At 70.7% G+C, this 24394-nt stretch carries 16 protein-coding genes; 11 read left to right on the forward strand and 5 right to left on the reverse strand.

All coding sequences use genetic code 11. The annotated features are described in order from the left end of the window. Positions 1-181 precede the first annotated feature (181 nt). Complete coding sequence (locus QSK21_RS32070) at positions 182-2674, reverse strand: transglycosylase domain-containing protein (RefSeq protein ID WP_285701290.1); 2493 nt, start codon at positions 2672-2674, stop codon at positions 182-184. Between the two features lie 343 nt (positions 2675-3017). After that, positions 3018-3407, reverse strand: a complete 390-nt coding sequence (locus QSK21_RS32075; RefSeq protein WP_285701291.1) for a DUF5318 family protein — start codon at positions 3405-3407, stop codon at positions 3018-3020. 285 nt (positions 3408-3692) lie between these two features. Between QSK21_RS32075 and QSK21_RS32080 the strand changes: the two genes are divergently transcribed. From QSK21_RS32080 to QSK21_RS32095, 4 genes are all read left to right on the forward strand, one after another. Further along, positions 3693-4388 carry a PadR family transcriptional regulator gene (locus tag QSK21_RS32080; protein ID WP_285701293.1) on the forward strand — a complete coding sequence of 232 codons (696 nt, stop codon included), beginning with the start codon at positions 3693-3695 and terminating at the stop codon, positions 4386-4388. An 80-nt stretch (positions 4389-4468) separates the two neighbouring features. Next, a complete protein-coding gene (locus QSK21_RS32085; protein ID WP_285701294.1) occupies positions 4469-5548 on the forward strand; it encodes an inositol-3-phosphate synthase in 1080 nt (359 codons plus the stop codon). A 261-nt stretch (positions 5549-5809) separates the two neighbouring features. After that, entirely contained in the window at positions 5810-7600 is a 1791-nt protein-coding gene (locus tag QSK21_RS32090) for an ABC transporter substrate-binding protein (protein WP_285701296.1), read from the forward strand. Between the two features lie 83 nt (positions 7601-7683). Next, on the forward strand, positions 7684-8952 hold the full coding sequence (locus tag QSK21_RS32095; RefSeq protein ID WP_285701297.1) for an MFS transporter: 1269 nt from the start codon (positions 7684-7686) through the stop codon (positions 8950-8952). Positions 8953-8983: 31 nt separating this feature from the next. Here the strand turns inward: QSK21_RS32095 and bioA are convergent, their stop codons facing one another. Together bioA and QSK21_RS32105 are read right to left on the reverse strand one after the other, a co-directional pair. Further along, the gene (gene bioA / locus QSK21_RS32100; protein ID WP_285701298.1) at positions 8984-10273 is read right to left on the reverse strand and encodes an adenosylmethionine--8-amino-7-oxononanoate transaminase; all 1290 of its coding nucleotides are present in this window, start codon (positions 10271-10273) and stop codon (positions 8984-8986) included. Between the two features lie 23 nt (positions 10274-10296). Continuing rightward, positions 10297-11838, reverse strand: coding sequence for a CCA tRNA nucleotidyltransferase (locus tag QSK21_RS32105; RefSeq protein ID WP_285701299.1), 1542 nt, complete (start codon positions 11836-11838; stop codon positions 10297-10299). A gap of 489 nt (positions 11839-12327) precedes the next feature. Between QSK21_RS32105 and QSK21_RS32110 the strand changes: the two genes are divergently transcribed. The 6 genes from QSK21_RS32110 to QSK21_RS32135 all read left to right on the forward strand — a co-directional run bounded on the left by QSK21_RS32110 (position 12328) and on the right by QSK21_RS32135 (position 21505). After that, positions 12328-12963 (forward strand): aminoacyl-tRNA deacylase, encoded by a 636-nt coding sequence (locus QSK21_RS32110; protein ID WP_285701301.1) that lies wholly within the window; start codon positions 12328-12330, stop codon positions 12961-12963. A gap of 375 nt (positions 12964-13338) precedes the next feature. Beyond that, complete coding sequence (locus QSK21_RS32115) at positions 13339-15864, forward strand: DUF6049 family protein (protein WP_285701302.1); 2526 nt, start codon at positions 13339-13341, stop codon at positions 15862-15864. A 337-nt stretch (positions 15865-16201) separates the two neighbouring features. Beyond that, the gene (gene murJ / locus QSK21_RS32120; protein WP_285701303.1) at positions 16202-17944 is read left to right on the forward strand and encodes a murein biosynthesis integral membrane protein MurJ; all 1743 of its coding nucleotides are present in this window, start codon (positions 16202-16204) and stop codon (positions 17942-17944) included. 270 nt (positions 17945-18214) lie between these two features. After that, positions 18215-19900, forward strand: a complete 1686-nt coding sequence (locus tag QSK21_RS32125; protein WP_285701304.1) for a protein kinase family protein — start codon at positions 18215-18217, stop codon at positions 19898-19900. A gap of 181 nt (positions 19901-20081) precedes the next feature. Next, on the forward strand, positions 20082-20702 hold the full coding sequence (gene sigM / locus QSK21_RS32130) for an RNA polymerase sigma factor SigM (RefSeq protein ID WP_285701305.1): 621 nt from the start codon (positions 20082-20084) through the stop codon (positions 20700-20702). Further along, entirely contained in the window at positions 20702-21505 is an 804-nt protein-coding gene (locus QSK21_RS32135; RefSeq protein WP_285701306.1) for an anti-sigma factor family protein, read from the forward strand. The genes sigM and QSK21_RS32135 overlap by 1 nt, the downstream gene beginning before the upstream one ends. Before the next feature lie 1421 nt (positions 21506-22926). Here the strand turns inward: QSK21_RS32135 and QSK21_RS32140 are convergent. Next, the gene (locus QSK21_RS32140; protein WP_285701307.1) at positions 22927-23496 is read right to left on the reverse strand and encodes a dienelactone hydrolase family protein; all 570 of its coding nucleotides are present in this window, start codon (positions 23494-23496) and stop codon (positions 22927-22929) included. Between the two features lie 770 nt (positions 23497-24266). On the opposite strand from QSK21_RS32140, the gene QSK21_RS32145 reads away from it, so the two are divergent. Further along, on the forward strand, positions 24267-24394 hold a 128-nt coding region (locus QSK21_RS32145), incomplete at its 3' end, for an FAD-dependent oxidoreductase (protein WP_285701311.1).

Below are 24394 nucleotides of genomic sequence, written 5' to 3' on the forward strand. Positions count from 1 at the left end.
GTTTGTCCGGATCGAACGCCACAACAGCCTGACCTGGACGCGCACGAACACACCGCGCTCGTCACGGAACTCGTCACGAAAGACGTACCAGTCACGAAAAGACGGCCGGTCCCGTCCCACGGAGGGACGGGACCGGCCGTGTGCCGATGGAGCGACTTGGCGGCCTAACGCCGTCCGCCTCTCATTCTCGTCGGCTCAGCGACTGCGTCTGCGGGAATGGAGGCCGGGGATCGTTATTCCCACCGTCGTCGTCGTCATCGTCGTTCTTGCAGACCTGCTCGTTGGGGTGGTGCTGGCACCACAGGCTGTCGTCCCGCGGGTCGTCCTGCGGCGGCTTGTTCGGGTCGCAGTTGGAGACGATCGGGTAGTTGACGCAGGGCGGCAGGTCGCCGTTCTGGCCGTCATCGCCCGGCCGGTTGGGGTCCTGGCACTGCGGGAGGTTCTGGAAGCGCGGGTTGTTGCAGTAGGGCGGGCGCCCGTCGTCGCGCTCGTCCTTCTCCTCGTCCTCCTCCTGCTTCGGCGGCTTCGCCCACTGCTCGATCCTGCCTCCGAAGGCCGGCGGGGCGAACTGCTCCGGCGGCGTGCCACGGGTGGCCCTGGTCATGTAGGCGTTCCAGATCTTGGCGGTGAGCCCACCACCGACGATCTCGGACTGCCCGTCCAGCGACAGCGTCTTCTTCTTGTCGTTGAACAGCGTCACCGAGGTGGAGATCTTCGGGACGTAGCCGACGAACCAGGTGGCGACGTTCTTCTCGGTCGTACCGGTCTTGCCGGCCACCGGACGGTCGGCGAGCTTGGCGGACGGCGCGGTGCCGCCCGGACCCACGACCTGCTGCAGGGCGTAGGTGACGTCCCGCGTGACGTTGGTGCTGAAGACGCTCTCGGTCTTCTTCCACGTCAGCTTCTTGTAGTCGGCGTCGCTGTCCCTGGGTCGGACCTTCTTCACCACGTGCGGCTGGTAGTAGGTGCCGCCGTTGGCGAAGACCGCGTACCCCGCCGCCTGCTCGATGGGCCGGATGTCGTTGATGCCCAGCGCGAGACCGGCCTGCCTCTTGTAGGGCTCGACCATGTCGGGGGAGATCCCCGCCTTCTCCGCGCTCTTCACGACCTCGGGCACGCCGAGTTTCAGCGCGAGCTGCACGAACGCGGTGTTGGTCGATTCCCGGGTGGCCGTGACCAGGTCGACGGCGCCGGGGCTGTTGTGGCTGTTGCGGATCGGGTCCAGCGCGCCGGGCGTGCCGCGCGGCACCACGTCGCCCGCCCCGTTGAACTGCACGCCCGAGCGGCCTTCGACGGTGCTCTTGAGGCTGTACCCCTTCTCCAGCGCGGTGGCGAGCACGTACGGCTTCATCGCCGAACCGGCCTGCGCGGAGCCCCGCCAGACGTTGTCGAAGCTCTGCTTCAGATAGTTGGGGCCACCGTAGATGGCCTCGACCTCGCCGTTGGTGGTGTTGACCGACGCCAGCCCCGTCCGGATGCTCTGCTTGAGCAGCTTGGACGGCTTGGTGGGCAGAACGCTCTCCACGGCCTGCTTGGCGTAGGCCATCTTCGTCTTGTTGAACGTCGTCGTGACGCGCAGGCCCTGGTCGAGCAGTTGCTTCTCGGTGATGCCCTGGTCGCGCTGGAGCTCCAGGATGGCCCGCTTGATCATGTAGCCGCGCTGGCCGCCGTAGGTCTCGATGGAGTTGGTCGCGGTCTGCGGCATCTCGCCGTAGTACTTCTGGTAGTCGGCCTGACTGATCTGGCCGGTCTTGCGCATGCCGTCCAGCACGTACTGGTACCGGGCCTTGGTCTGGCGCACCAGGTCCGGGTCGTCGCTGGCGGGGTCGAACCGGCCCGGCTGCTGGATGATGGCGGCGAGCAGCGCGCCCTCACCCGGGTTCAGCTTCGAGACGTCCTTGCGGTAGAACGCCTTGGACGCGGCCTGGATCCCGTAGGCGTTGCGGCCGAAGTACACGGTGTTGAGGTACTGCTCGAGGATCTTCTCCTTGCTGCCGAGCTGGTCCTCGAGCTTCAGGGAGATGAACATCTCCTTGAACTTGCGGCTCATCGTCCGCTCGTTCGTGAGGTAGTAGTTCTTGGCGAGCTGCTGCGTGATGGTCGAGCCGCCCTGCGTCTCGCCGCCGGTGAGGTTGACCCAGATCGCGCGCGACAGGCCCTTGGGGGAGAACCCGCTGTCGGTCCAGAAGCTGCGGTTCTCGGCGGCGATCACCGCCTCCTGCACGTGCTTGGGCACCTTGTCGAGGGTGACCAGCTCGCGGTTCTTGCCGATGCGGCCGATCTCGGTCTTGCCGTCGGAGTAGTAGAAGATCGCGGCCGTCTTGGTCGCGTCGGAGTTGCCGACCGACGGGACGGGCGTCTGCGCGTACGCGACGCCGATGAGGGTGAGCAGACCGAGGAAGGCCAGACCGAAGACCCCGGTGACGACCTTCCAGTTGGGGATGTAACGACGCCAGCCGGTGCGTTCGTCGTCACCGGATCCGGAGCGCCCGCCGGAGCCGCCGCCGGCGCCACGACGCAGGCGGCCCATGCCTCTGCGGTCGTCGTCGCCGGGGGCGCCCTCCCAGAACCCGTGGGAGCCGCCGCCACCGCCGCCGCGTCCACCGCCGCCACCGCCACCGCGACCGCCGTAGCCGCCACCGCCGGGCGGGCCGGGCGGCCCGGGTGGGCCCATGCCGCGACGTCCGCCGGGTGCCCCGCCGCGCGGTCCACCTGGGCGGCCAGGTCCGCCCAGACGGCGGGCCGAGGGACGGCCGGGCATCTGGGAGCCGGACGCGGCCCCCTGCCTGCTGCTTGCGCCGGATCGACCGGGGCGGGGAACGTTCTGCCCGCCCGGCCGCGGCGACCTCGGTACTGGTCGGGGCTGGCTTGGATTACTCACGCGACCTCATCAACGGGGTTAACGGCTGGTGCGTCGTCCGAAGAGTACTGTGCAGGCGGGTGAGCGGGAGACCGCCAAGCTCGTCGAACGCTTTCTCGACCCGCGGACTCCCGCTGGCCGCGGGACCGCCATGACGTCACCCCCGCCGGCTGCGGGGCTCGTCTCCGTGGCCGAGAACGTACGACACCGTCAGGTGGTTCCATGCGCAACTCTGGCACACTTCGACCACATAAACCCTGAATTCTCCGTATTTACCCGCCATCTCCGCAAGCTCGGCGGTCGCCTTGACGCGTCCCGCGTAGCGTCCCAGCTCATCACCGTAGACGTAGGTGACGTGCGTCAGCCGGGTTTTCCGGCAGACCGGGCAACGCTCGTCCGTGGCCTCCCCGTGGTAGCGCGCCGCGCGTAGCAGGTACGGATGGGCGTCGCAGGCGTCGGCCCTGGTCAGATGGCCGGAACGCAGCCCGGCCAGCGCCGCCCTGCGGGCCAGGCCATAGTCGACGATCTGCCTCGGCCGCCGCCTCATGGCAGCAGGGTACGACCCGCCCCGGCGATTGTGGAGATCACCGGGGGCGCGGAAACCCAGGCCGGGCGAGGGTGCGGCGGATGTCACGTCACCGACCGTGCGCCGGACGTCACGGATGTGATGAAGCACGCACTTGCCAGATCGCCGGCCGGGTACGTATCTTGGCGATGTATCGACTCGATACATTAGGTCGATACGTACCGCTGATACATCAGAGAATCCTAACGGGCCGCTCCGGCGGCCCGGCGATCCCGAGGGTCACGGCTCCGCGGAAGGGGAGAGCGCATGGGCGGCCGGAAGGGCGCGGGAGTGCTGGAGCTCGCCGTGCTCGGCCTTCTGCACGAATCCCCCATGCACGGGTACGAGCTGCGGAAGCGGCTCAACGCACTGCTCGGCATGTTCCGCGCGTTCTCGTACGGCTCCCTGTACCCGTGCCTCAAGCAGCTCCTCGCCAAAGGGCTGATCGTGGAGGACCGGCCGGAGGGCCCGAACGTCGCGCTGGCCCTGCAGAGCCGCCGCTCGAAGATCGTTTACAAGCTGACCGCCGACGGCAAGGAGCGGCTCCAGCAGCTGCTCGCCGAGGCCGGCCCGGCGGCCTGGGAGGACGAGGGGTTCGGCGTCCACTTCGCCTTCTTCTCGCACACCCGGGCCGACGTACGGCTGCGCATCCTCGAAGGGCGGCGCAGCCGGCTGGAGGAACGGCTGGAGAGCGTGCGGGCCGCGCTGGCCCGTACCCGCGAACGAGTCGACAGCTACACCCTTGAGCTGCAGAACCACGGGCTCGAATCCGTCGAGCGCGAGGTCCGCTGGCTCAACGAGCTGATCGGACGGGAGCGGGCCGAGCAGGCCGAGCAAGCGCGGGTCGAGGACACCGGGAAGACCGGCCGTCCCGCCCGCGAGGCCGCTCACGGCAGGACCTCCCCAGAGTCACCCGACAACACCAACAAGGACCGGAACATGCCTCGCGAGCAGCGCCGCTGAGCGGTCAGCCGTCCGCGGCCCGCCGCGAGGGCCGGGTGATGGACACCCCATGTTCCCGCTACAGGAGAAGGAGCAACCGGATGGGTTCGGTGCGCGTCGCCATCGTCGGTGTGGGCAACTGCGCCGCGTCGCTCGTCCAGGGCGTCGAGTACTACAAGGATGCCGACCCCGAGACGCGCGTCCCGGGTCTGATGCACGTCCAGTTCGGCGACTACCACGTCGGTGACGTGGAGTTCGTCGCGGCGTTCGACGTGGACGCGAAGAAGGTCGGCATGGACCTGTCCGAGGCCATCGGCGCGAGCGAGAACAACACGATCAAGATCTGTGACGTCCCGCCGACCGGCGTGACCGTCCAGCGCGGCCACACCTTCGACGGCCTCGGCCAGTACTACCGCGAGATCATCGAGGAGTCCGCCGCCGAGCCGGTCGACGTGGTACAGGCGCTGCGGGACGCGGAGGCCGACGTCCTGGTGTCGTACCTGCCGGTGGGCTCGGAGGAGGCCGACCGCTTCTACGCCCAGTGCGCCATCGACGCGGGCGTGGCGTTCGTCAACGCGCTGCCGGTGTTCATCGCCTCCGACCCCGAGTGGGCCGAGAAGTTCACCCAGGCGGGGGTCCCGATCGTCGGGGACGACATCAAGTCCCAGGTCGGCGCGACCATCACGCACCGGGTGATGGCCCGGCTGTTCGAGGACCGAGGCGTCGAGCTGCTGCGCACGTACCAGCTCAACTTCGGCGGCAACATGGACTTCATGAACATGCTGGAGCGCCAGCGGCTCCAGTCCAAGAAGATCTCCAAGACGCAGTCGGTGACGTCCCAGATCCCGCACGAGATGGCCAAGGCCGACGTGCACATCGGCCCGTCCGACCACGTGCCGTGGCTGGACGACCGCAAGTGGGCCTACGTGCGGCTGGAGGGCCGGTCGTTCGGTGACACGCCGCTCAACCTGGAGTACAAGCTCGAGGTCTGGGACTCGCCGAACTCGGCCGGCGTCATCATCGACGCCGTCCGCGCCGCGAAGATCGCCAAGGACCGCGGCATCGGCGGCCCGATCCTGTCGGCCAGCTCCTACTTCATGAAGTCGCCGCCCGAGCAGTACAGCGACGACGACGCCCGCGAGGCCGTGGAGAAGTTCATCCGCGGCGAGGTCGCTCGCTGAGAGCCCTTCACAGGGCCTCGCACGGCCTCAGCAGGGCCTTAACAGAGGCTCACCGGGGCCTCAGCAGGCTTCGGATGGCGGCGTGTCAGGCGCCCCGGCGATGGACTCCATCGCCGGGGCGCCTTGCCGTCTCCGGAGAAACCTCAAAGGAAAACACCGATGTGGGACATTTTTGTCACGCTCTGGCTCTAACCTGGCACCCAAAGTGATGATGCGGACGGGTGATGACGGGGACGGTACGGGCCCGAGCGGAGGACGGTCATGGCACGCGGAACGCTCAAGGCGACGGCGGTGTGCGCCGGGTTCGGCCTCGGGCTCGGCCTCGCCGGCTGCGGCGGCTCGGGTGACCCTGTCGGGATCCCCACCGGTCCGCCCAAGCCGGGGGGGACGCTGCGGATCGTCGGCTCCTCCGACGTCGAGCATCTCGACACCGCGAGCGCCAACAGCGTCGGCGCGTACGGCCTCACCCGGACGTTCGCGCGCACCCTCTTCGGCAACAAGGCGTCCAACAACTTCTCCGAGACCATCCCGCTGCGTCCCGACCTCGCCGCCGAACTCCCCACCCGCGAGAACGGCGGCATCAGCAGGGACCACCGCACGTACACCATCAAGCTGCGTCGAGGCGTCCTGTGGAACACCAAGCCGCCCCGTCCCGTGGTGGCGGCCGACTTCGTGCGCGGATTCAAGCGCCTGTGCAATCCGGCGTCCCCGTCCGGCGGCAAGGTCTACTACACCTCCACCATCAAGGGGATGGCCGCCTACTGCGACGGCTTCGCCAACGTCGACGCCAAGAGCGCCAAGGCCATCGCCGCCTACCAGAACGGCCACCACATCGAGGGCATCTCCGCCAGGGGCGACCACACGCTGAGGTTCCGGCTGAAGGAACCCGCCAGCGACTTCCTCAACCTCATCTCGCTACAGTTCGCCGCCCCCGCGCCCAGGGAGTACGACCGGTACGTCCCCGACAGCGCCGAGTTCCGGCAGCACACCATCTCCAACGGCCCGTACCAGATCACCGAGTACCGGCCGGGCGGCTCGTACGTGCTGAGCCGCAACCCGGTGTGGCGCCGCGACACCGACCCGCTGCGGGCCGGCCATGTGGACAGGATCCAGATCACCCTGGGCCAGGACTCGCCCCAGGCCGTCCAGCAGCAACTGGAGACCGGCACCGCCGACCTGTCCTGGGACCAGCCCGTGCCCACCTCCGCCATGCCGCGCCTGCGCCGCGACCGCGACCCGCGCTTCGCCATCCGGCGAACCCCGTCCAACAGCCCGTACCTGGTCTTCAACATCCGCAGTCCCAACAACGGCGGCGCGCTCGGCAAACGCGCCGTCCGCCAGGCCCTCCAGTACGCGGTCGACCGCACCGCCCTCATCAAGCTCGTCGGCGGCCCGGAGGTCGCCCAGCCGCTGCACACCGTGATCCCGCCGGGCAACTCCGGGTACGCGCCGTCCACCAGGTACGCCACCCCGGGCGAGGCCGGTGACCCGGCCCGCTGCCGGAGGCTCCTCGCCGAGGCCGGGTATCCGAACGGGCTGAAGCTGAGGTTCCCGTACCGCACCAACAGCGTGCACAAGCTGATCGCCGAGTCCCTCAAGGCGAACCTCAGGGCGTGCGGCGTCGAGGCCGAACTGTCCGCCGACTCGGGCGGCACCTTCTACGGCAAGACGATCTCCACCCCGTCGCGGGCCCTCCAAGGCGCCTGGGACATCGCCGCTCCCGGCTGGACCCCCGACTGGTACGGCAACAACGGCCGTTCGATCATCCAGCCGCTGTTCGACGGCCGCACCTACGGACCCGGCTCCACCAATTACGGCGGCTACGACAACGCCGAGGTCAACGGGCTCATCGACGCGGCGCTCACCGCTCGCGACGCCGAACGCGCCGGGGGCTTCTGGCGCCTGACCGACCAGAAGATCATGGAGGACGCCGCCATCGTCCCCCTGCTCGCCCGCGCCGTGCCCCTCTTCCACAGCAGCCGCGTGGGCAATGCCTTCTTCCTCCCCGCCGCCGCGGGCTACGACTACACGATGCTGTACCTGTCCCGCTAGAACCCGCCCCTTTGCGCCGCGTGATACGGGTTCGGGACGGGTTCTGACGGTGGGCGTGCCGGGCGCGGACGTAGGGTGAGGCCGTGCTGAGGGAGATTCTTCGCGGGCGCGACTTCCGCCGGCTGTACGCCACGCGGCTCACGTCGCAGCTCACGGACGGGGTCTTCCAGGTCGCCCTGGCGGGTTACGTGTTCTTCTCCCCGGAGCGGCAGACCTCGGCGGGGAAGGCGGCCGCGGCGTTCGCGGTGACGCTGCTGCCGTACTCGGTGCTGGGACCGTTCGCGGGGGTCCTCATCGACCGGTGGCAGCGCCGGCAGATATTGGTGTGGACGCCGGTGACCCGGGCCGTGCTGGTCGCGCTGATCGCGGCGCTGGTGGCGGCGGGCGAGGACGGTGTCGTGTTCTTCGCCGGCGTGCTGGTGGTGCTCGGCGTCAACCGGTTCTTCCTCGCGTCGCTGTCGGCGGGCCTCCCGCATGTGGTTCGGCGCGAGCATCTGGTGACGGCGAACGCGTTCTCGGTGACCTCGGGCACGGTCATCGCGTTCGTCGGCGCGGGCCTCGGTTACCTGCTCCGGGACGTCTCCGGGGCGGGCGACCGGGGGACGGCGCTCATCCTTCTCGTGGCGGCCGGGCTGTACCTGCTCGCGGGCCTGGTCGCGACGCTGCTTCCGCGACGGGTGCTCGGCCCGCAGCTCGACGAGGCGCCCGTGCAGACGCGGGAGGCGCTGGGGAACGTCCTGCACGGCCTGGTGGACGGCGGCCGGCATATCGTGCGGCGCCGGCCGGCCGCGCTGGCGCTCGCCGCGATCTCCTTCCACCGGTTCCTGTACGGCATCGTCCTGATCACGACGTTGCTGCTGTGCCGGAACCATTTCAACTCCGATCCCGAGAACGGGCTGGCGACGTTCGCGCTGATGCTGGGCGTGTCCGGCGCGGGCTTCTTCGCGGCGGCGCTGGTGACGCCGATCGTGGTGCGCCGGATCAGCAAGCAGGCGTGGATCGCGTGGCTGCTGGGCGGCGGCGCGGTGTCGCTGCTCGTGCTCGGCACACCGTTCGCGGAGGCGCCCTGGGCGGCCGGTGCGTTCGCGCTCGGAGTGGTGTCCCAAGGAGTGAAATTGTGCGTCGACACGATCCTGCAAGAGACGATCGATGACGCGTACCGCGGCCGGGTTTTCGCGGTGTACGACATGCTTTTCAACGCGACGTTCGCTGCGGGTGCGGCAGTGGCGGCGGGGTGGCTGCCGGTGGACGGCGTCTCGTACCCGACGCTGGGCGCCGTCGTCGTTGCGTACGGGATCGGCGCCCTGATTTATCGGGGCCTGACGTCACGCGCCGCCACCACCGTTGCGTAGCCGGTTCCCCGGATTTTTTCCGGGGATGCGCTCAGAGGGACTCGGCGATGGCGTACATCGCGTCGACGATGTGCTCGGTCTCGTCCTCCGTGCAGACGTACGGCGGCATCGTGTACACCAGCCGCCCGAACGGACGCAGCCACACGCCGTGATCCATCGCGATTTTCTGCGCGTTGGCGACATCGACAGGATCGCGTGTTTCGATCACGCCGATGGCGCCCAGGACGCGGGCGTCGGCCACGCCGGGAAGGTCCTTCGCCGGCTCCAGCCCGGCGGTCAGGATCGCCTCGATCGTGTCGACCTCGTCCCGCCAGTCCCGGGACAGCAGCAGGTCGATCGACGCGCTCGCGACGGACGCGGCGAGCGGGTTGGCCATGTACGTGGGGCCGTGCATGAGCGCGCCCGCCTCGCCGGTGGAGATCCCATGCGCCACGCGGTCGGTGCAGAGCGTCGCGGCCATCGTCATGTACCCGCCCGTGAGCGCCTTGCCGAGGCACATGATGTCCGGCGCGACCTCGGCGTGGTCGCAGCCCCACAGCTCACCGGTGCGGCCGAAGCCGGTGGCGATCTCGTCCAGGATCAGCAGCAGCCCGTGCTCGTCCGCGAGGTCGCGGAGCGCGCGCAGATATTCGGGCGCGTAGAAGCGCATGCCGCCCGCGCCCTGGACGATCGGCTCGACGATGATCCCGGCGAGTTCATGCGCGTGCGCGGCGGCCAGCTCGCTCAGCTCCGCGAGGTACGTCTCGTCCGGCTCGGCGGAGTAGCCGAGCGGCGGCGCGGGCGCGAAGACGTGCCGCGCGAGGACGTCGGCGAACAGATGGTGCATGCCGTTCACCGGGTCGCACACGGCCATGTCGCCGAAGGTGTCGCCGTGGTAGCCGCCGCGCACCGTCAGCAACCGGTGCCGTTCGGGCCGTCCCCGCGACCGCCAGTACTGCAACGCCATCTTGATCGCGACCTCGACCGACACCGAGCCGGAGTCGGCGAAGAACACCTTGGTCAGCGGTTCGGGGGTGAGCTCGACGAGCCGTTCGGCCAGCCGCACGGCGGGCGGGTGCGTCAGCCCGCCGAACATCACGTGCGCCATCCTGCCGAGCTGCCCGGTCACGGCGGCGTTCAGCGCGGGGTGGTTGTAGCCGTGCACGGCCGCCCACCACGACGACATCCCGTCGATCAGCTCCGTACCGTCCGCCAGGGTGATCCGCACCCCGGACGCCGACACCACCGGGAACACGGGCGCGGTCGCGGGCATCGGCCCGTACGGATGCCAAATGTGATCGCGATCGAAGGCGAGCAGCCGCTCGATCTCCAAAGGGCTCATCCGCCCGAGCCTGAGCTCCACGATCACGTGCCCCGGCCGTCGTCGGGGGTCGCCGCGTCCTTGTCCTCCGCGGAAGCGTCGTTCGCGGAGTCCGACGGAGGGCCGGAAGGAAGCAGGCCCTCCTCGGCGGCCCAGCGGCGCAGTTCCTCGGCGGCGGCCTCCTTGCCGATGGGGCCCCGGTCCAGGCGCAGATCCAGCAGGAAACGGTAGGCCCTGCCGACCGTCGGGCCCGGCTTGATGCCGAGGATCTCCTGGATCTCGTTGCCGTCGATCTCGGGACGGATCGCGGCCAGCTCCTCCTCCTCGGCCAGCCGCTCGATCCGCGCCTCCAGGTCGTCGTACGAGCGGCGCAGCCGTTCGGCCTTCCGCCTGTTGCGGGTGGTGCAGTCGGCACGGGTCAGCTTGTGCAGGCGGGGCAGCAGCGGGCCCGCGTCCCGCACGTACCGGCGCACGGCGGAGTCCGTCCACTCGCCGGTGCCGTAGCCGTGGAAACGCAGGTGCAGCTCGACGAGCCGGGACACGTCGGAGACGACGTCCTTCGGGTAGCGCAACTCGGTGAGCCGCTTGCGCGCCATCTTCGCGCCGACCACCTCGTGGTGGTGGAACGACACCCGGCCGCCCGGCTCGAACCGGCGGGTCTTGGGCTTGCCGATGTCGTGCAGCAGCGCGGCCAGCCGCAGCACCAGATCGGGCCCCTCTTCCTCCTGCGCGATCGACTGCTCCAGGACGATCAGCGAGTGCTCGTAGACGTCCTTGTGCCGGTGATGCTCGTCGATCTCCAGCCGCAACTTGGGCAGCTCCGGCAGCACGTGGTCGGCCAGCCGGGTGTCGACGAGCAGCGTCAGGCCCTTGCGCGGGTGCTCGCCGCAGATCAGCTTGGACAGCTCGTCCCGGATCCGCTCGGCGGACACGATCTCGATCCGCTCCGCCATGTCCGTCATCGCGCTCACCACGTCGGGCGCGACGGTGAACCCGAGCTGGGACGCGAACCGGGCGGCGCGCAGCATCCGCAGCGGGTCGTCGCCGAAGGAGTCCTCGGGGCGGCCGGGGGTCCGCAGCACCTTCTTCCGGAGGTCGGAGAGCCCGCCGAACGGGTCGACGAACTCGTGCCCGGGAAGCCGTGCCGCCATCGCGTTCACGGCGAAGTCACGGCGCCGCAGATCCTCGTGGAGGGACGTGCCGTACTTCACCTGCGGCTTGCGCGAGCGCGGGTCGTAGGACTCGCTGCGGTAGGTGGTGATCTCCAACTGGTGCCCGCCCTTGCGCAGCCCGACCGTGCCGAACTCGATCCCGATCGTCCACAGGGCGTCGGCCCAGCCGTCGACGATCCGCAGGACCTTGTCGGGCGGCGCGTCGGTGGCCAGGTCGACGTCCGTGCCGGGACGGCGCAGCAGCGCGTCCCTGACCGGCCCGCCGACCAGCGCGAGCTCATGCCCCGCGGCCTCGAACCTGGCGCCGAGCTCGTCCGCGACCGGGGCGATCCCGCGCAGCAGGTCGGCGAGCGCGACGCGCTGTGCGGGGGACGGCTGCGACTGGGGCTGAGTGTTGCGATGAGGCACGGCCATCCAGCGTATTTCCTCGTTAAGCGGCTGACAAAAGGGTTACGAGGGGCGGCGGAGCGGGATCCTCCGGCCACTCGGGCAGACCCGCGCACCCGGCTCCGTGGAAGGGTGAGCGAGCCCTTCCCACGGCGCCATCCCCGGGGTTACGTTCTGGGCACCCGGATGGGCTCCCGCGCGATCGGACCGGCCCGCGCTCTCGTAAGACGGTCAACGGTAGCGGGGAACACGGCGGCGCGCTTCACCGCGTCTCCAGTGCGCGGAGAACGTCTCCGGCGGCGGAGGAGCGGGAGGTGCGGGAGGGATGAAGCCAGGCTCCGAGGGTATGTGGGGATCCCTGTGGCCGGCACGACGGCACGACGGCATGACGGCCCATCGGGCGCACCGGTACATCGGCACGGCACGAGGACGCGCTCCGGAAGGGCATCCGGGGCGCGCCGGGGAGTGACCTGAACCGGAGTGTGCGGGGAGGATCCCCGCGGGACGGAGCTGAAGATGAAGGACGCACTCACGATCCATCGCGCGCTCCTGGAACGCGAGATCCAGCACGAGATCGTCAGGCTGCCCATCGCGATCTCCCGTTCCGGCGAGCTGCCGGGGGCCCTCGGCCTGCCCCCGGAGCGGTGCCTGGCCACCCGGGTCTTCGCCTGCAACGACGTGTACCGGAGCCGGCGCTTCCTCACCGCGGCGATCGTCCCGGCGGGAAGCGAGCCGTCGGCGGAGGCGGCGCGGCTGGCGGTGTCGGCGCGGCTGATCCGTCCCGCCCGCGCCGACCTGATCAACACGGTGACGGAGTACGCGGCGGACCTGGTGTGCCCGCTGCTGCTTCCGGAGAGCGTGCGGGTGCTGATCGACCGGACGCTCGTGGAGAGCCTTCCTGTGGACGATGTCGTCTACACCGCCACCGGCGAGCCCTCGACGGCACTGGGGATCCGCGCGCTCGATCTGTTCGCGCTGAGCCGCGCCGAACCCGTCCACCTGTGCGACTGGTCCGCGCCCCGCGCCTCGGCCGTGCCGCTGGCCTACATGCCTTCCCTGCCCTCCGGAACGCCCGCGCCCTCCTCCGGACGGAGCCGTCCCGGCACGGCGCTGATCCCACCGGACGGACCCGCGCAATCATCGGAGAACTGACGAACCACCAACTTTTTACGGAAACGTGAGATGCCAGGCGGCAGGGTAGGGGGCATGCCCGGCGGCAGGGCACGACGGCACGCAGGCCGGCACGCAGGCCGGCACATGGAGGAGGACACCGACGATCTGGGGGTGGCCCATGCAGGGGACGGATCGCCCGCGCGGCGGCCCGATCCTTCGTCGCGGATGGGCGGTCCGGCCTGAGTCCGGCGGCGCCGGGACTACCATCAAGCCCGTGATTCCGACGTGGGCGAAGCCCGGGGTGTCCGGGGGGCCGCGCCCGGCACCGACCCGGGGAGCCGACGCCCGCCGTCCTCGGGCGGCCGTACCGGAACCGGCGGACGACCCGGTGGACCGCTTCCCGGTGGGCAGCGCGTGAGAACGGTCATCCGCGCGGTCGCGCTGGCCGCCCTGCTCACCTGCGCCACACCGGGCACGGCCGGCGCCGCCCGCGAACCGGCCGCACAATCCGTGTCGCGCGTCAAGTCCCCGGTGTCGCTGGTGCTGGGCACGGTCAGCCCGAAGACCGCGGGGCCGTCCGGCGCCAAGTCCAAGATCACCATCACCGGCACGGTCCAGAACCGCGCCGGCCGCGACCTCCCGGGCGTCTCGGTACGGCTGCGCACCTCCGCCACGCGGATGACCAGCCGCACCCAACTCGCCCAGTACGCCGCCGGTCAGCCGTCCTGGCTCCGCGGGATCGGCGACCAGCGCCGGCTTCCCGCCGTGGACGCCGCGGGCGGCTCGGCGCCGTTCTCGCTCAGCACCAACACCGCGACGGTCGGGTTCGGCGAGTTCGGCGTCTACCCCATCGGCGTCGAGGTGGTGAACCAGTACGGGCAGGTCCTCGCCGGGGTCAACACGTTCATCACCTTCGTTCCGGAGCGGCGCGACTTCAAGCGGCTGTCGGTGGGCTGGATCTGGCCGCTCATCGACCGGCAGCACCGCACCACCGACGACACCTTCACCGACGACCGGCTCACCACCGACATGTCCCCCGGCGGCAGGCTGCACGGCCTGGTCCAGGCCGCCGCCTCGACCGGCACACCCATCACCTGGTCGATCGACCCCGCCCTGCTGGACGACGTCCAGACCATGGCGAACGGGTCGTACACGGTGCGGGCACCGCGCGCCAAGGAAAGCGCCCGCAAACCCAAGAGCACCATCGCCGCGCAGTGGCTGAACGCGCTGAAGACGGCGTCCAAGAGCGACCCCTACTTCGTCGTCCCGTACGCCGACCCGGACGCCGTCGCGCTCGTCCGCCACAACATGTCCGGCCATCTGGCGGACGCGTACGCCAGCACCGGCGTGGCCGGGCAGGTGCTCGGGCGGCAGCCCACCGTCCGCGCCGCGTGGCCGCCGTCCGGGATGGCGGGCCAGGAAACGCTGAACCAGCTCGCCGCGCACGGCCGGCTGGACGGCAACGGCGCCTTCGTGATGAGCAGCGCCGCGTTCGCCGACCCCCCGCAGGGATACACGCCCAGCGCGACCACCCAGGTGCCGACCAGGGACGGGCCGAGGCGCGCCATCGTGTACGACGAGACCCTCAACAAGATCGTCAGTGGCAACACCCGCGCGCCGGGCGCGGCGGTGCTGGCCGAGCAGCGCTTCCTGGCCGAGACCGCGATGATCGCCGCGGAGGCGCCGGAGATCGCCCGCTCGCTGGTGATCGTGCCCGACCGCCGCTGGAACCCGTCCCCCGCGTTCGCCAAGAGCCTGCTGACCTACACCTCCGGCGCGGTCTGGATGCAGCGGACCCGGCTGGAGCAGATCGTGAACGCCCCGCCGCAGAAGCGGGACTACCGCGGCTACCCGGACGAGCTGGAGGCCGCCGAACTGGACGCGACCTACCTTGAAGGGGTCGACGACATCGCCGGCTCGGCCGCGCGCTTCACCCGGATCATGGTCAGCCCCGTCACGATGAACTACACGCGCGCCGTGCTGCGCATGGAGTCGTCCTACTGGCGCGGGAGCGCCCGCCACAAGAGGCGGGCCGTGGCGACCCGGCAGGTGCTGGCCGACCGGATCGCCAGGGACATGGGACGGGTCCGCATCATCACGTCCCAGAACAGCAGGGTCTCGCTCGCCGGCAACTCCGGCCGCATCCCCATCACCATCGTCAACGACCTCCCCGACCAGACGATCAGGGTGCGGCTCGTGGTCGTCCCGGAGAACACCACGCGGCTCCAGGTCGGGCGGGTCGAGGACGAGGTGATCGAGCTCGGTCCCGAACAGAAGGTGACCCGCCCGATCCCGATCAGGTCGGCGGGCAACGGCAACGTCCAGGTGCACCTGCGGCTGCGGACCGCCGACAACCGGGCGTTCGGCCCGACCACCACCATCACCGTGCGCACCACCGGGTACGGGCGGCTGGCCTTGCTCATCACCGGTGGCGGACTTGCCGTACTCTTCGTGGGCGTCGGAGTGCGGGCCATGCGAGCGAGGCGCCGCCGGAATTCGGAGGCAGCCGGTGACGGATCGACCGGAACGGGACCGGCGGCGGCCGGAACCCCCGAACCAGGAGCCCCCTTCGCCGGGGACCCCGCCGGGCTCGGACCCGCCCCCGGCGACGGGCAGGCCAACGGCGGCGGAGACGGGCGTGCCGGAGGAGCCGGGGCGGGGTTCCATGCCGCCGCGTTCCCCCCGCCGACCGCCCGCGGTGCCGCCCGGCCGGCAGTGGTACCCGGAACAGGCGCCGACCGGTCCGCCCCCGTACACCCCACCACCGGGCCGACCCCAGCCACCGCCGCCCCCTGGGCCGACCCAGGGGCAGGACTGGAACAACCAGGGGTGGGGCAACCAGACCCCGAGCCAGGGCCGCGGCCCGGCCGCGCAGGCGACACCGGGCTACCCTCCGGCCCCGACACCACCCCAGGCGCCCAGCCCCGAGACCCCGACTAGACGCGACCTTCCTCGTCCAGGCCAACCTGGCGCGGGCTACTCCGGGACGGGCTACCCGGGGCCGCAGGCGGCTCCGCCCCAGCCGGGCATGGGCCATCCGCCTGCACGACAGCAGCCGTCCCCTGGACAGCCCCAATCGGGTCAGCCCGGCGTCGCCCGATCGGGCACGGGTTACCCGGGTGCGGGCGCGGGTCACCCGGGTGCGGGTTACCCGGGTGCGGGTCCGGGTCATCCGGGTGCGGGTCCGGGCCAGCCGGGTGCGGGTCCGGGCCAGCCGACGGTCGCGGGTTACGCGGGCACGGGTCAGCCCGGGGCGAACCAGCCGCCGGGTGTGGGCGTGCCTCCCGGCGCTTACCCCGGCGTGGCGCCGGGGGCGGGAGCCCCGGAGGCGACGGCCGAGCTGGAGACCCCGCAGACCCCCATGCCCGAAGGCGGCGGAGGGGAGAGGCGGGGCGGCGTCTCCGGAGTGCTGCGGTCCAGCGCGATCATGGCGCTCGGCACCCTGGCGTCCCGGATCACCGGCTTCCTGCGCACCGCGATGCTGGTCGCCGCGCTCGGCACCGGCGCGCTCGCGGACGCCTACAACACCGCCAACACCGTCCCGTTCATCATCTACGACCTGCTGCTCGGCGGGATCCTCACCGCCGTCGTCGTCCCGCTGATCGTCCGGGCGAGGGAGCAGGACCCCGAGTACGGGGCGCGCTACGAACAGCGCCTGTTCACCCTGGCCGTCCTCGGGCTCGCGACGATGACGGCCGCGGCGGTCCTCCTCGGCCCCGTCTTCATCACGATCTACGGCGGCGCGATGGAGGGCGCGCAGCGGGACCTGGCGGTGCTGTTCGCCCGGCTGTTCGCGGTACAGATCTTCTTCCTGGGGGTCAGCGCGTTCTCCGGCGCGATCCTCAACACGCGCAAACGGTTCGGCGCGCCGATGTGGGCGCCCGTGCTCAACAACATCGTCATCTGCGCCACGGCCGCCACGTTCCTGGTGGTGGCCAGCGGACGGGTGACACCCGAGTCGATCTCCAACGGGCAGGTGGCGCTGCTGGCCGCCGGAACGATCGGCGGGATGACGCTCCAGACCCTCGCGCTCTGGCCGTCGCTGCGCGGCTCGGGCTTCCGCTGGCGTCCGCGGCTCGACTTCAAGAAGGGCGAGCTCGGCCGGATCGGCAGGATGGCGGTCTGGACGCTGACCTACGTCGTGATCACGCAGATCGGCTTCGCGGTGACCACCCGGCTGGCCAACGCGGCGGGCGTGCTGGGCCGCAAGGACGGGCTCGGCGACGTCGGGTACACCCCGTACTTCAACGCCTACCAGCTCTTCCAGCTCCCGTACGCGATCATCGGCGTCTCGGTGATCACGGCGCTGCTGCCGCGGATGAGCGAGCACGCGGCGGGCGGCCGGATGCGGGACGTCCGCGACGACTTCTCCAACGGCCTGCGCCTGTGCTCGGTGGTGATCCTTCCCGCGGCGGGGCTGATGGGCGTGCTCGCCTCGGAGATCACCGTCGTGCTGTTCGCGCACGGGCAGACCACCGTGGCCAACGCGCAGGTGATCGCGGACGTGCTCCGGATGTTCGCGGTGGCGCTGGTGCCGTTCGCCGCGTACCAGCTGATGCTCCGCGTGTTCTATGCGATGCAGGACACCCGGACGCCCGCGTTCATCAGCGTCGGCGTGGTCGTCACCAACATCGCGATGGCGGTGCTGTCGTACGCGCTCCTGCCCACCGACAAGATCATCGTCGGGATCGCGGGCGGGTTCGCTCTGGCGCAGACGGTCGGCGCGGCGCTCGGCTGGCTGGTCCTGCGGCGCCGGCTGGGCGGGATGGACGGCCGCCGTATCTTCGTCGCGTACCTGAAGCTGGTGGTGGCGCTGTGGCCGCTGATCGGCTTCGCGTACGCGACGCACGCTGTCGTGGACGCGGCGCTCGGCACCGGCCTCGACTCCGGGCTGCTGGCCCTGGTCGTCGGCAGCGCCGGCGGCGGGCTGCTCTACCTGGCCTTCGCGCGGATGATGAGGGTCGAGGAGATCGGTTCCATGCTTTCGACGGTGACCCGAAGGCTTCCCGGAAGGGGCTGACACCACCCGCCGGAACGGCGACCGCACCACCCTCGCGGCACGGAAAGTCGGCGCGCGAAGCGCCTGAACCATGGGATCTCTCGCCGCCGTGAGACAGGCGTGACAAAGTACTTGAGACGCGCGCCGATAAGTCGGTTCCCCAACTGAGTAAGCACTACCATGTTGGGGACTACGGCTTGCGGGGCGACACCCTGGGAAAAACAAAAGGAGGGTCGGAGGCGTAAGCTGCCACGCCACGAACATGGGATCTGACCACCTGTGCAGGACGCTGTGAGCACGTCCGTCATCGAGCCCGGCACCCGCCTCGCCGGACGCTACCGCCTCGAGGAGCGCATCAGCGACGCGGGTGGCTCCGCCCTCTGGAAGGCCATCGACGAGATCCTCGCGCGTGCCGTGGCCGTCCGGACCTTCGACCCCGACTTCCCCCGCGTCCACGAGGTGGTCACCTCCGCCCGCGCCGCCAGCCGGCTCACCGACCCCCGCCTGACCCAGGTGTTCGACGCCGACGACAGCGGCGAGAACGCCTATGTCGTGAGCGAGTGGGTCGTGGGCGAGACCCTGGAGCAGATGCTCGGCAAGGGACCGCTGGAGCCGGGCCGCGCCACCACCCTCCTGTACGAGGCCGCCGAGGCGATCGCCGCCGCGCACGAGGGCGGCCTGGCCCACCTGTGCCTGTCCCCGCGAGACCTGGTGTGGACGAACGGCGGCACGGTCAAGCTGCTCGGCGTCGCCACCGACGCCGTCCTCGGGGACCGCTACGCCGAGGACCCCGCGCAGCAGGACGTCCGGTCCCTGGGCGGCCTGCTCTACGCCGCGCTGACCGCGCACTGGCCCCTCGACCCCGACCGCTCGTCCCTGCCGGCCGCCCCGTCGAACGACGCCGAGGGCGTACCCCTGCCACCGCGGCAGGTACGCGCCGGTGTGCCCCTCGCCGTGGACTCGATCGTGTGCCGCTGCCTGGGCATCGAGGTCCCCGGCCAGGAACCGCTGACCGACCCCGCCGCGCTCGCCAAGGCCCTGCGCGGCGTCCCGCGCACCCCACTGCCGCTGTTCGCGGGACTCAACACCCATCCGGCGCCGCCCCAGAGGCCCGCCTCGGGCCAGGCTCAGCGGCCGTCCTCGTCGTCCCGGCAGCACGAGCAGCCGCCGCCGACCCGTCCCCGGCAGGTCAACCGCCACACCCGGCGCCCTCCCACGGCCGGGTCACCGCAGCGGACCGTCCCGGACCCTCCCGGTGGACGCCGCCCCGCGCGCCACTCCCAGGGAAGGCATTCCGGTGCCGGCGGCCGCACCACCCAGGCCGGGTCGCTCGGCTCGGGCCGTCCACTCTCCGGCGGGACCGGCGGCCTCCCCGGCGGCAACCGCGCCCTGCTGGGCATAGCCGCCGCGGCGCTCACCGTCATCGTCGGCCTGGGCGCCTGGGCGATCTCCCGCGGCGACGGCCCGGACGGCGGCGCGCCCCCCAGCGCCAAGGACACCGCCCGGCAGTCCCAGCCGTCCACGCCGCAGGTGACCAAGCTGAACGTCGAGGACGTCTCGCCGGCCGAGGAGTCGATGAACGGCCGCCACGACGAGTCCATCGGCGAACGCCTCGGCCTCGTCACCGACGGCGACACGCGCCGCGAGTGGGAGACCCAGACCTACGCCGACGTCAACTTCGGCAACCTGGCCAAGGGCCTCGGCGTCCTGCTCGACATGGGACGTCCCGTCCAGGTCAGCAGCGTCAAGGTCAACGTGCCCGAGGGCGGCGGCACCCTCCAGGTCAAGATCGGCGACGGGCAGAGCCCGGGCTCCCTCACCTCCGCGGGCCGCGAGGTCACCACCCCCGGCGAGACCACGATCACCACCACGGGCCGGTCCAGCGGCCGCTACGTCCTGGTCTGGTTCACCAAGCTTCCGCCGTCCCGCAAGGGCAAGATCAGCGAGATCACCGTCCTGGGTTCCCCGCGCGCCTGAGCCGACCTGGGCGGGGCGCAGCCCGTCACGATTCGTGCCACAGCGCATCGCTTCTCGGTATCGTTCCTGGAAGCAGAATGTCCCCTCCCCTCAGGATTTCAGCGGTGTCGACCCGACCAGGCAGGATCGATCGCAGTTACCCGGCGCGGATCGGCGCGGGCGCCCGTGAGAGGGGTCGCTCATGACGTCGGTGCGCACGCGGCATGTGGACGAGGTGCCGGACAAGGAACTGCTGGCTCGGCACTCGCAGGGGGATCCGCACGCGTTCGCCACGCTGGTGCACCGGCACCGCGACCGGATGTGGGCCGTCGCGCTGCGCACGCTCGGTGACCCCGAGGAGGCCGCGGACGCACTGCAGGACGCCTGCCTGTCGGCGTTCCGCGCGGCCGGGCGGTTCCGCGGCGACGCCGCCGTGACCACCTGGCTGCACCGCATCGTGGTGAACGCCTGCCTCGACCGGATCCGCCGCAAGTCGGTACGGCCCGCCACGCCCATGGGGGACGACGCCACCTTCGACGCGGTCGCGCCGAAGATGCCCGACCCGACCGACGCCCATGGCGTGGCCCTGGACGTCCACTCCGCACTCGCCATGCTGCCGTTCGAGCAGCGGGCGGCGCTCGTCCTGGTCGACATGATGGGCTACTCGGTCGACGACGCGGCTCAGGTGCTGGAAGTACCACCTGGAACGATCAAGAGCCGCTGTGCCCGGGGCCGCGCCAGGCTCGCCCCCCTTCTGCTGCACCATAGGAACCGTCGGGACAGCAGAAACGTCGGAGGTGTGGAAGGAGGTGGCCTGCCTTAATGAACCCCGCGCATTATGACTACGACACCTTGGCCGACCTGGCCGAGGGTCTCCTCGAAGACGATCGTGCCGCCTCCGTCAACGCGCACCTCGATACCTGCGCCGAATGCAGGGAACGATCCGCCGACCTTGCGGACGTGTCCCGGATCCTGGCCGAGGCCCCCGTCCCCTCCATGCCCCCCGAGCTGGCGTCCCGCATCGACTCGGCGATCGCCGCCGAGTCGTTGAACTCCGCCACCGTGGTGAGCATGGAGCGAAGGCGCCGTGCCCGGCCCTGGCGGATCCTGTCGGCCGCGGCCGCGACGGTCATCGTGCTCGGTGGCGGAGCCCTGGTCGGGACCCTGACCCTGAACGGCGGCACCTCGAACGACAGCACCGGCACGGCCAGGATGACCGACCCGCAGCCGCGTTCCGAGGGCGGCGGAGCCCCGGCGGCCCCGGCCCCGAGCAAGATGGCCGAAGCCCCGGACGCCGCGGCCGGTGGCCGCTTCGAGTACTCCCGGAGCGGCACCGACTACCGTGCCGACACGCTCGGCAGGCAGGTGAACACCGCGTTGGACGGTAACGCGCAGCAACGGTCGGCAGGAGGGCCACCCGACCAGCGCCTCATCGGCTGCGTCACTCGCGTCACGGGCGGCAAACCCCCGTCACTGGTCGACTCGGCAACCTACGAAGGCAAGCCCGCCACCGTCATCGCCGCCCCCGGCGCCTCCCCGGACAGCCTGACCATCTGGGTCGTGGGACCGAACTGCTCCGCCCAGAACACCATGCTCGTCAAACGCATGACGACCAACCGCAACTAACGCACACACCGAGGCGCCTCGACGCCGACATGTCCCGGTTACCAGGCAACGGGGTCTCCGGCAAGCGGTTCACCACACAAGAAAACCAACCACCGGAGACCCCGCAGCCGATGTAACAGTGGCCACTCCAACCTGACCACCCCCAGGCGCCACCCCGCAGCCCCCGCCCCCTCTCCAAGCAGACCAAACAACAAGGCGGCATAACGCGGCGAGCAACAGAACAAAGCCTCAACCGCCAGGAGCCCTGGCAGGCCGGACGTCCCGCCAGGGCGCCCACCCAGGCGTATCCACAGGCGCATACAGGCGAGTGAGCTGAACCGACGATGGCCACACCCTCGGCCGTCAGCCAACCCTCCGCGAGCTCCACATACGCGATCTCTGCGTCCCCGCTTCCACCGACTGGAGTACGAGGCGACCACCGCCGACGATCATGTGACGTCCTAGATGCTCTGCTTATCGTGGCGCACGGCATCGACCCGGAAACCGGGTCGTGGCGGCGCCGACCAGCAGTTGACCAACGGCCTCGCGGGCGAGCGGCACATCCAGAGGCAGGCTGAAGGCGGCTTCGCACTGCCTCCATTCGGCGGAAACAGGCGCGTCCCCGGGCGCCGGTGTCCGGCCCGCCATCGCCGAGCACCCTCCGTCGCCAGCGGGCAGCGGTCTTCTGCGCGCGATTTTGCGCAAGCGGGGTACGGGGCTGGCCCGTCGCCGGTCAGGGAGAAATCACGTGGTGACGTTGCGGTCCGCTGTGGGCGTAGGACAGAGCGTCAAACGCCAGGAGCCCTGGCAGGTCGGACATTCCGCCAAGCGCACCAAGGGCGTATCCACCAGCGGAAAAGGGCAGGCGAGCTGAACCGACGATGGCCACACCCTCGGCCGCCAGCCACCCCCCTGTGAGCTCTACACACGCGATCCCCGCGCCCCCGCTTCCCTACCGGTTGGAGTACGGGCCAACCACTGCCGAGAAGTATGTGACGTCCCAGATGCTCTGCTTATCGTGGCGCACAGCCTCGGCCCGGGAACCGGGTCGTGGCGGCGCCGACCGGAAGCTGACCAACGGCCTCACGGGCGAGTGGCACAGCGTAGGGCAGGCCGAAGGCGGCGTCGCGCGGCCTCCGCCAGGCAGGGGCAGGGCGGCCGAGCGCGCCTCCGGGCATCCATCGCGAATCCAGCCGACACACGCTTGATCATCTGGCGGGTGAGGCGCGCTCCAGCATCGCTGACAACGCGTAGTCAATGGAAGGCGGCGGCGCGCCCCCGCCCTGCGGCCGGGCGGCCCGGTGGCGAAGACCTCCTCGATGCGGTGCCTGCACTGTTCCATGCGGATCAGCCGCAGCTCCAGCTCGGCCGTAGATGGACTCGACGAGCAGGAACCGTCCTTCGGGACGCACCGAGAGGCCCGCGTCTGAGGGTCAATACAGCTAGAAGTCGGCGAGGAAGTCCATGGCGATCGCCCAGGCGCGTTCGGCGGCTTCCGGGTCATAGTCGGGCAGGTCGGGGTCGGTGAACAGATGGCCGGCGCCCCGGTACCGGAACACCTCCACGTCGGCACCGGCACGGCGCATGCGCAGGTACCAGGCGTTCTGCCAGTCGACCGGCTCCCAGGTGTCGGGATCGGCCACGTGTAGCTGCACCGGGATCTCCGTGGCGGCGTCATCCGGCAGGTCGGACGTCCCATGCATGAGGAGCAGGCCCCTGGCCTTGGTGTCGGCGAGCGCGAGGTTTTGGGCCAGCGCGCCGCCCAGCGACAGGCCCGCATAGACCAGGCCGTCGTCCGTATGCGGCGCGGCGGCGGCCACGGCACGGCGAAGCAACTCTTCCTGCCCGATCTCATCCTTGATCTCGATCCCGGCCTCGGGCTCGTCGACCACCCGCCCGTCGTAGAGGTCCGGTGCGTACACCTCGTGCCCCGCCGACCGCAGCATCTCGGCCGCGTCGAGAACGGCAGGCCGCAACCCGTACATCGAGTGGAAGAGCAGAATCCGCGCCATCCCTTCAGCTTATGGGCGCTCGTCTCCCTCTTGCCCTTGTGCACCAGGGCTTTCACCAAATCACGCACCTGGGCACGCTGCCACCGTCCTCTCCCGAACGGCACGACGCCCAGCAGCCGGCCCGCCCCGAGGCCGGTGCTGATCGGCTCGGGAGAGTCCACGCGCCTGGGCACGCTGCCACCGCGCTCGCCCGAACGGCGAGCGACGCGCAACAGCCGGGCCACCCCGGGGTCGGTGCTGATCGGCTCGGGGAAGACACGTGCTGGGCGCGCTGCCACCGTCCTCGCCCGAACGGTGAGCAGCGCCAAGCAGCCGGGCCGCCCCGGGGTCGGTGCTGATGGGCTCGGGGGAGTACGGTGTGCCGCTGGGCTGCGCCCGGGCCGGCGGCGATGTCGCTCATCACCTCGACGGTTGGGCACAGCATGCGGTAGGCCCAGCCCTCGTGGGGCCGCGTACCGTCCGGTACGGCCGCTTTGGTGGCGGTGTCCGCCTGGCCTGCTCATGATGAACGAGAGGCGGGGCGGTAGAGCTGGTGCGTTAGGGAATCTGTCTTACAGAGGGCCAGCCGGCAACCCGAACGTGCCCGCATACGGGCATGTCGGACGGCGATGGCCGGTGAAGGAACTCATACCCCGGGGCGGGAATCAGCGGGCCCTAGGATCGGTTGACGCGACTGCCAAGCCACGTCGGGCCCAGGGACACTGGACGCGCCGGGCGGCGAGTGAGGTCGTCGGGACACCGAAGGCGAGCACAGGGAGAGGCGCAGAACATTGAGCGACGTTCGGGACGTCATCGTGATCGGGTCGGGGCCTGCGGGGTACACCGCTGCGATCTATGCGGCTCGGGGTGAGTTGCGGCCGTTGGTGTTCGAGGGGTCGGTGACGGCGGGTGGGGCGTT

The sequence above is a fragment of the Actinomadura sp. NBRC 104412 genome, from assembly GCF_030269515.1.
Lineage (GTDB): Bacteria > Actinomycetota > Actinomycetes > Streptosporangiales > Streptosporangiaceae > Spirillospora.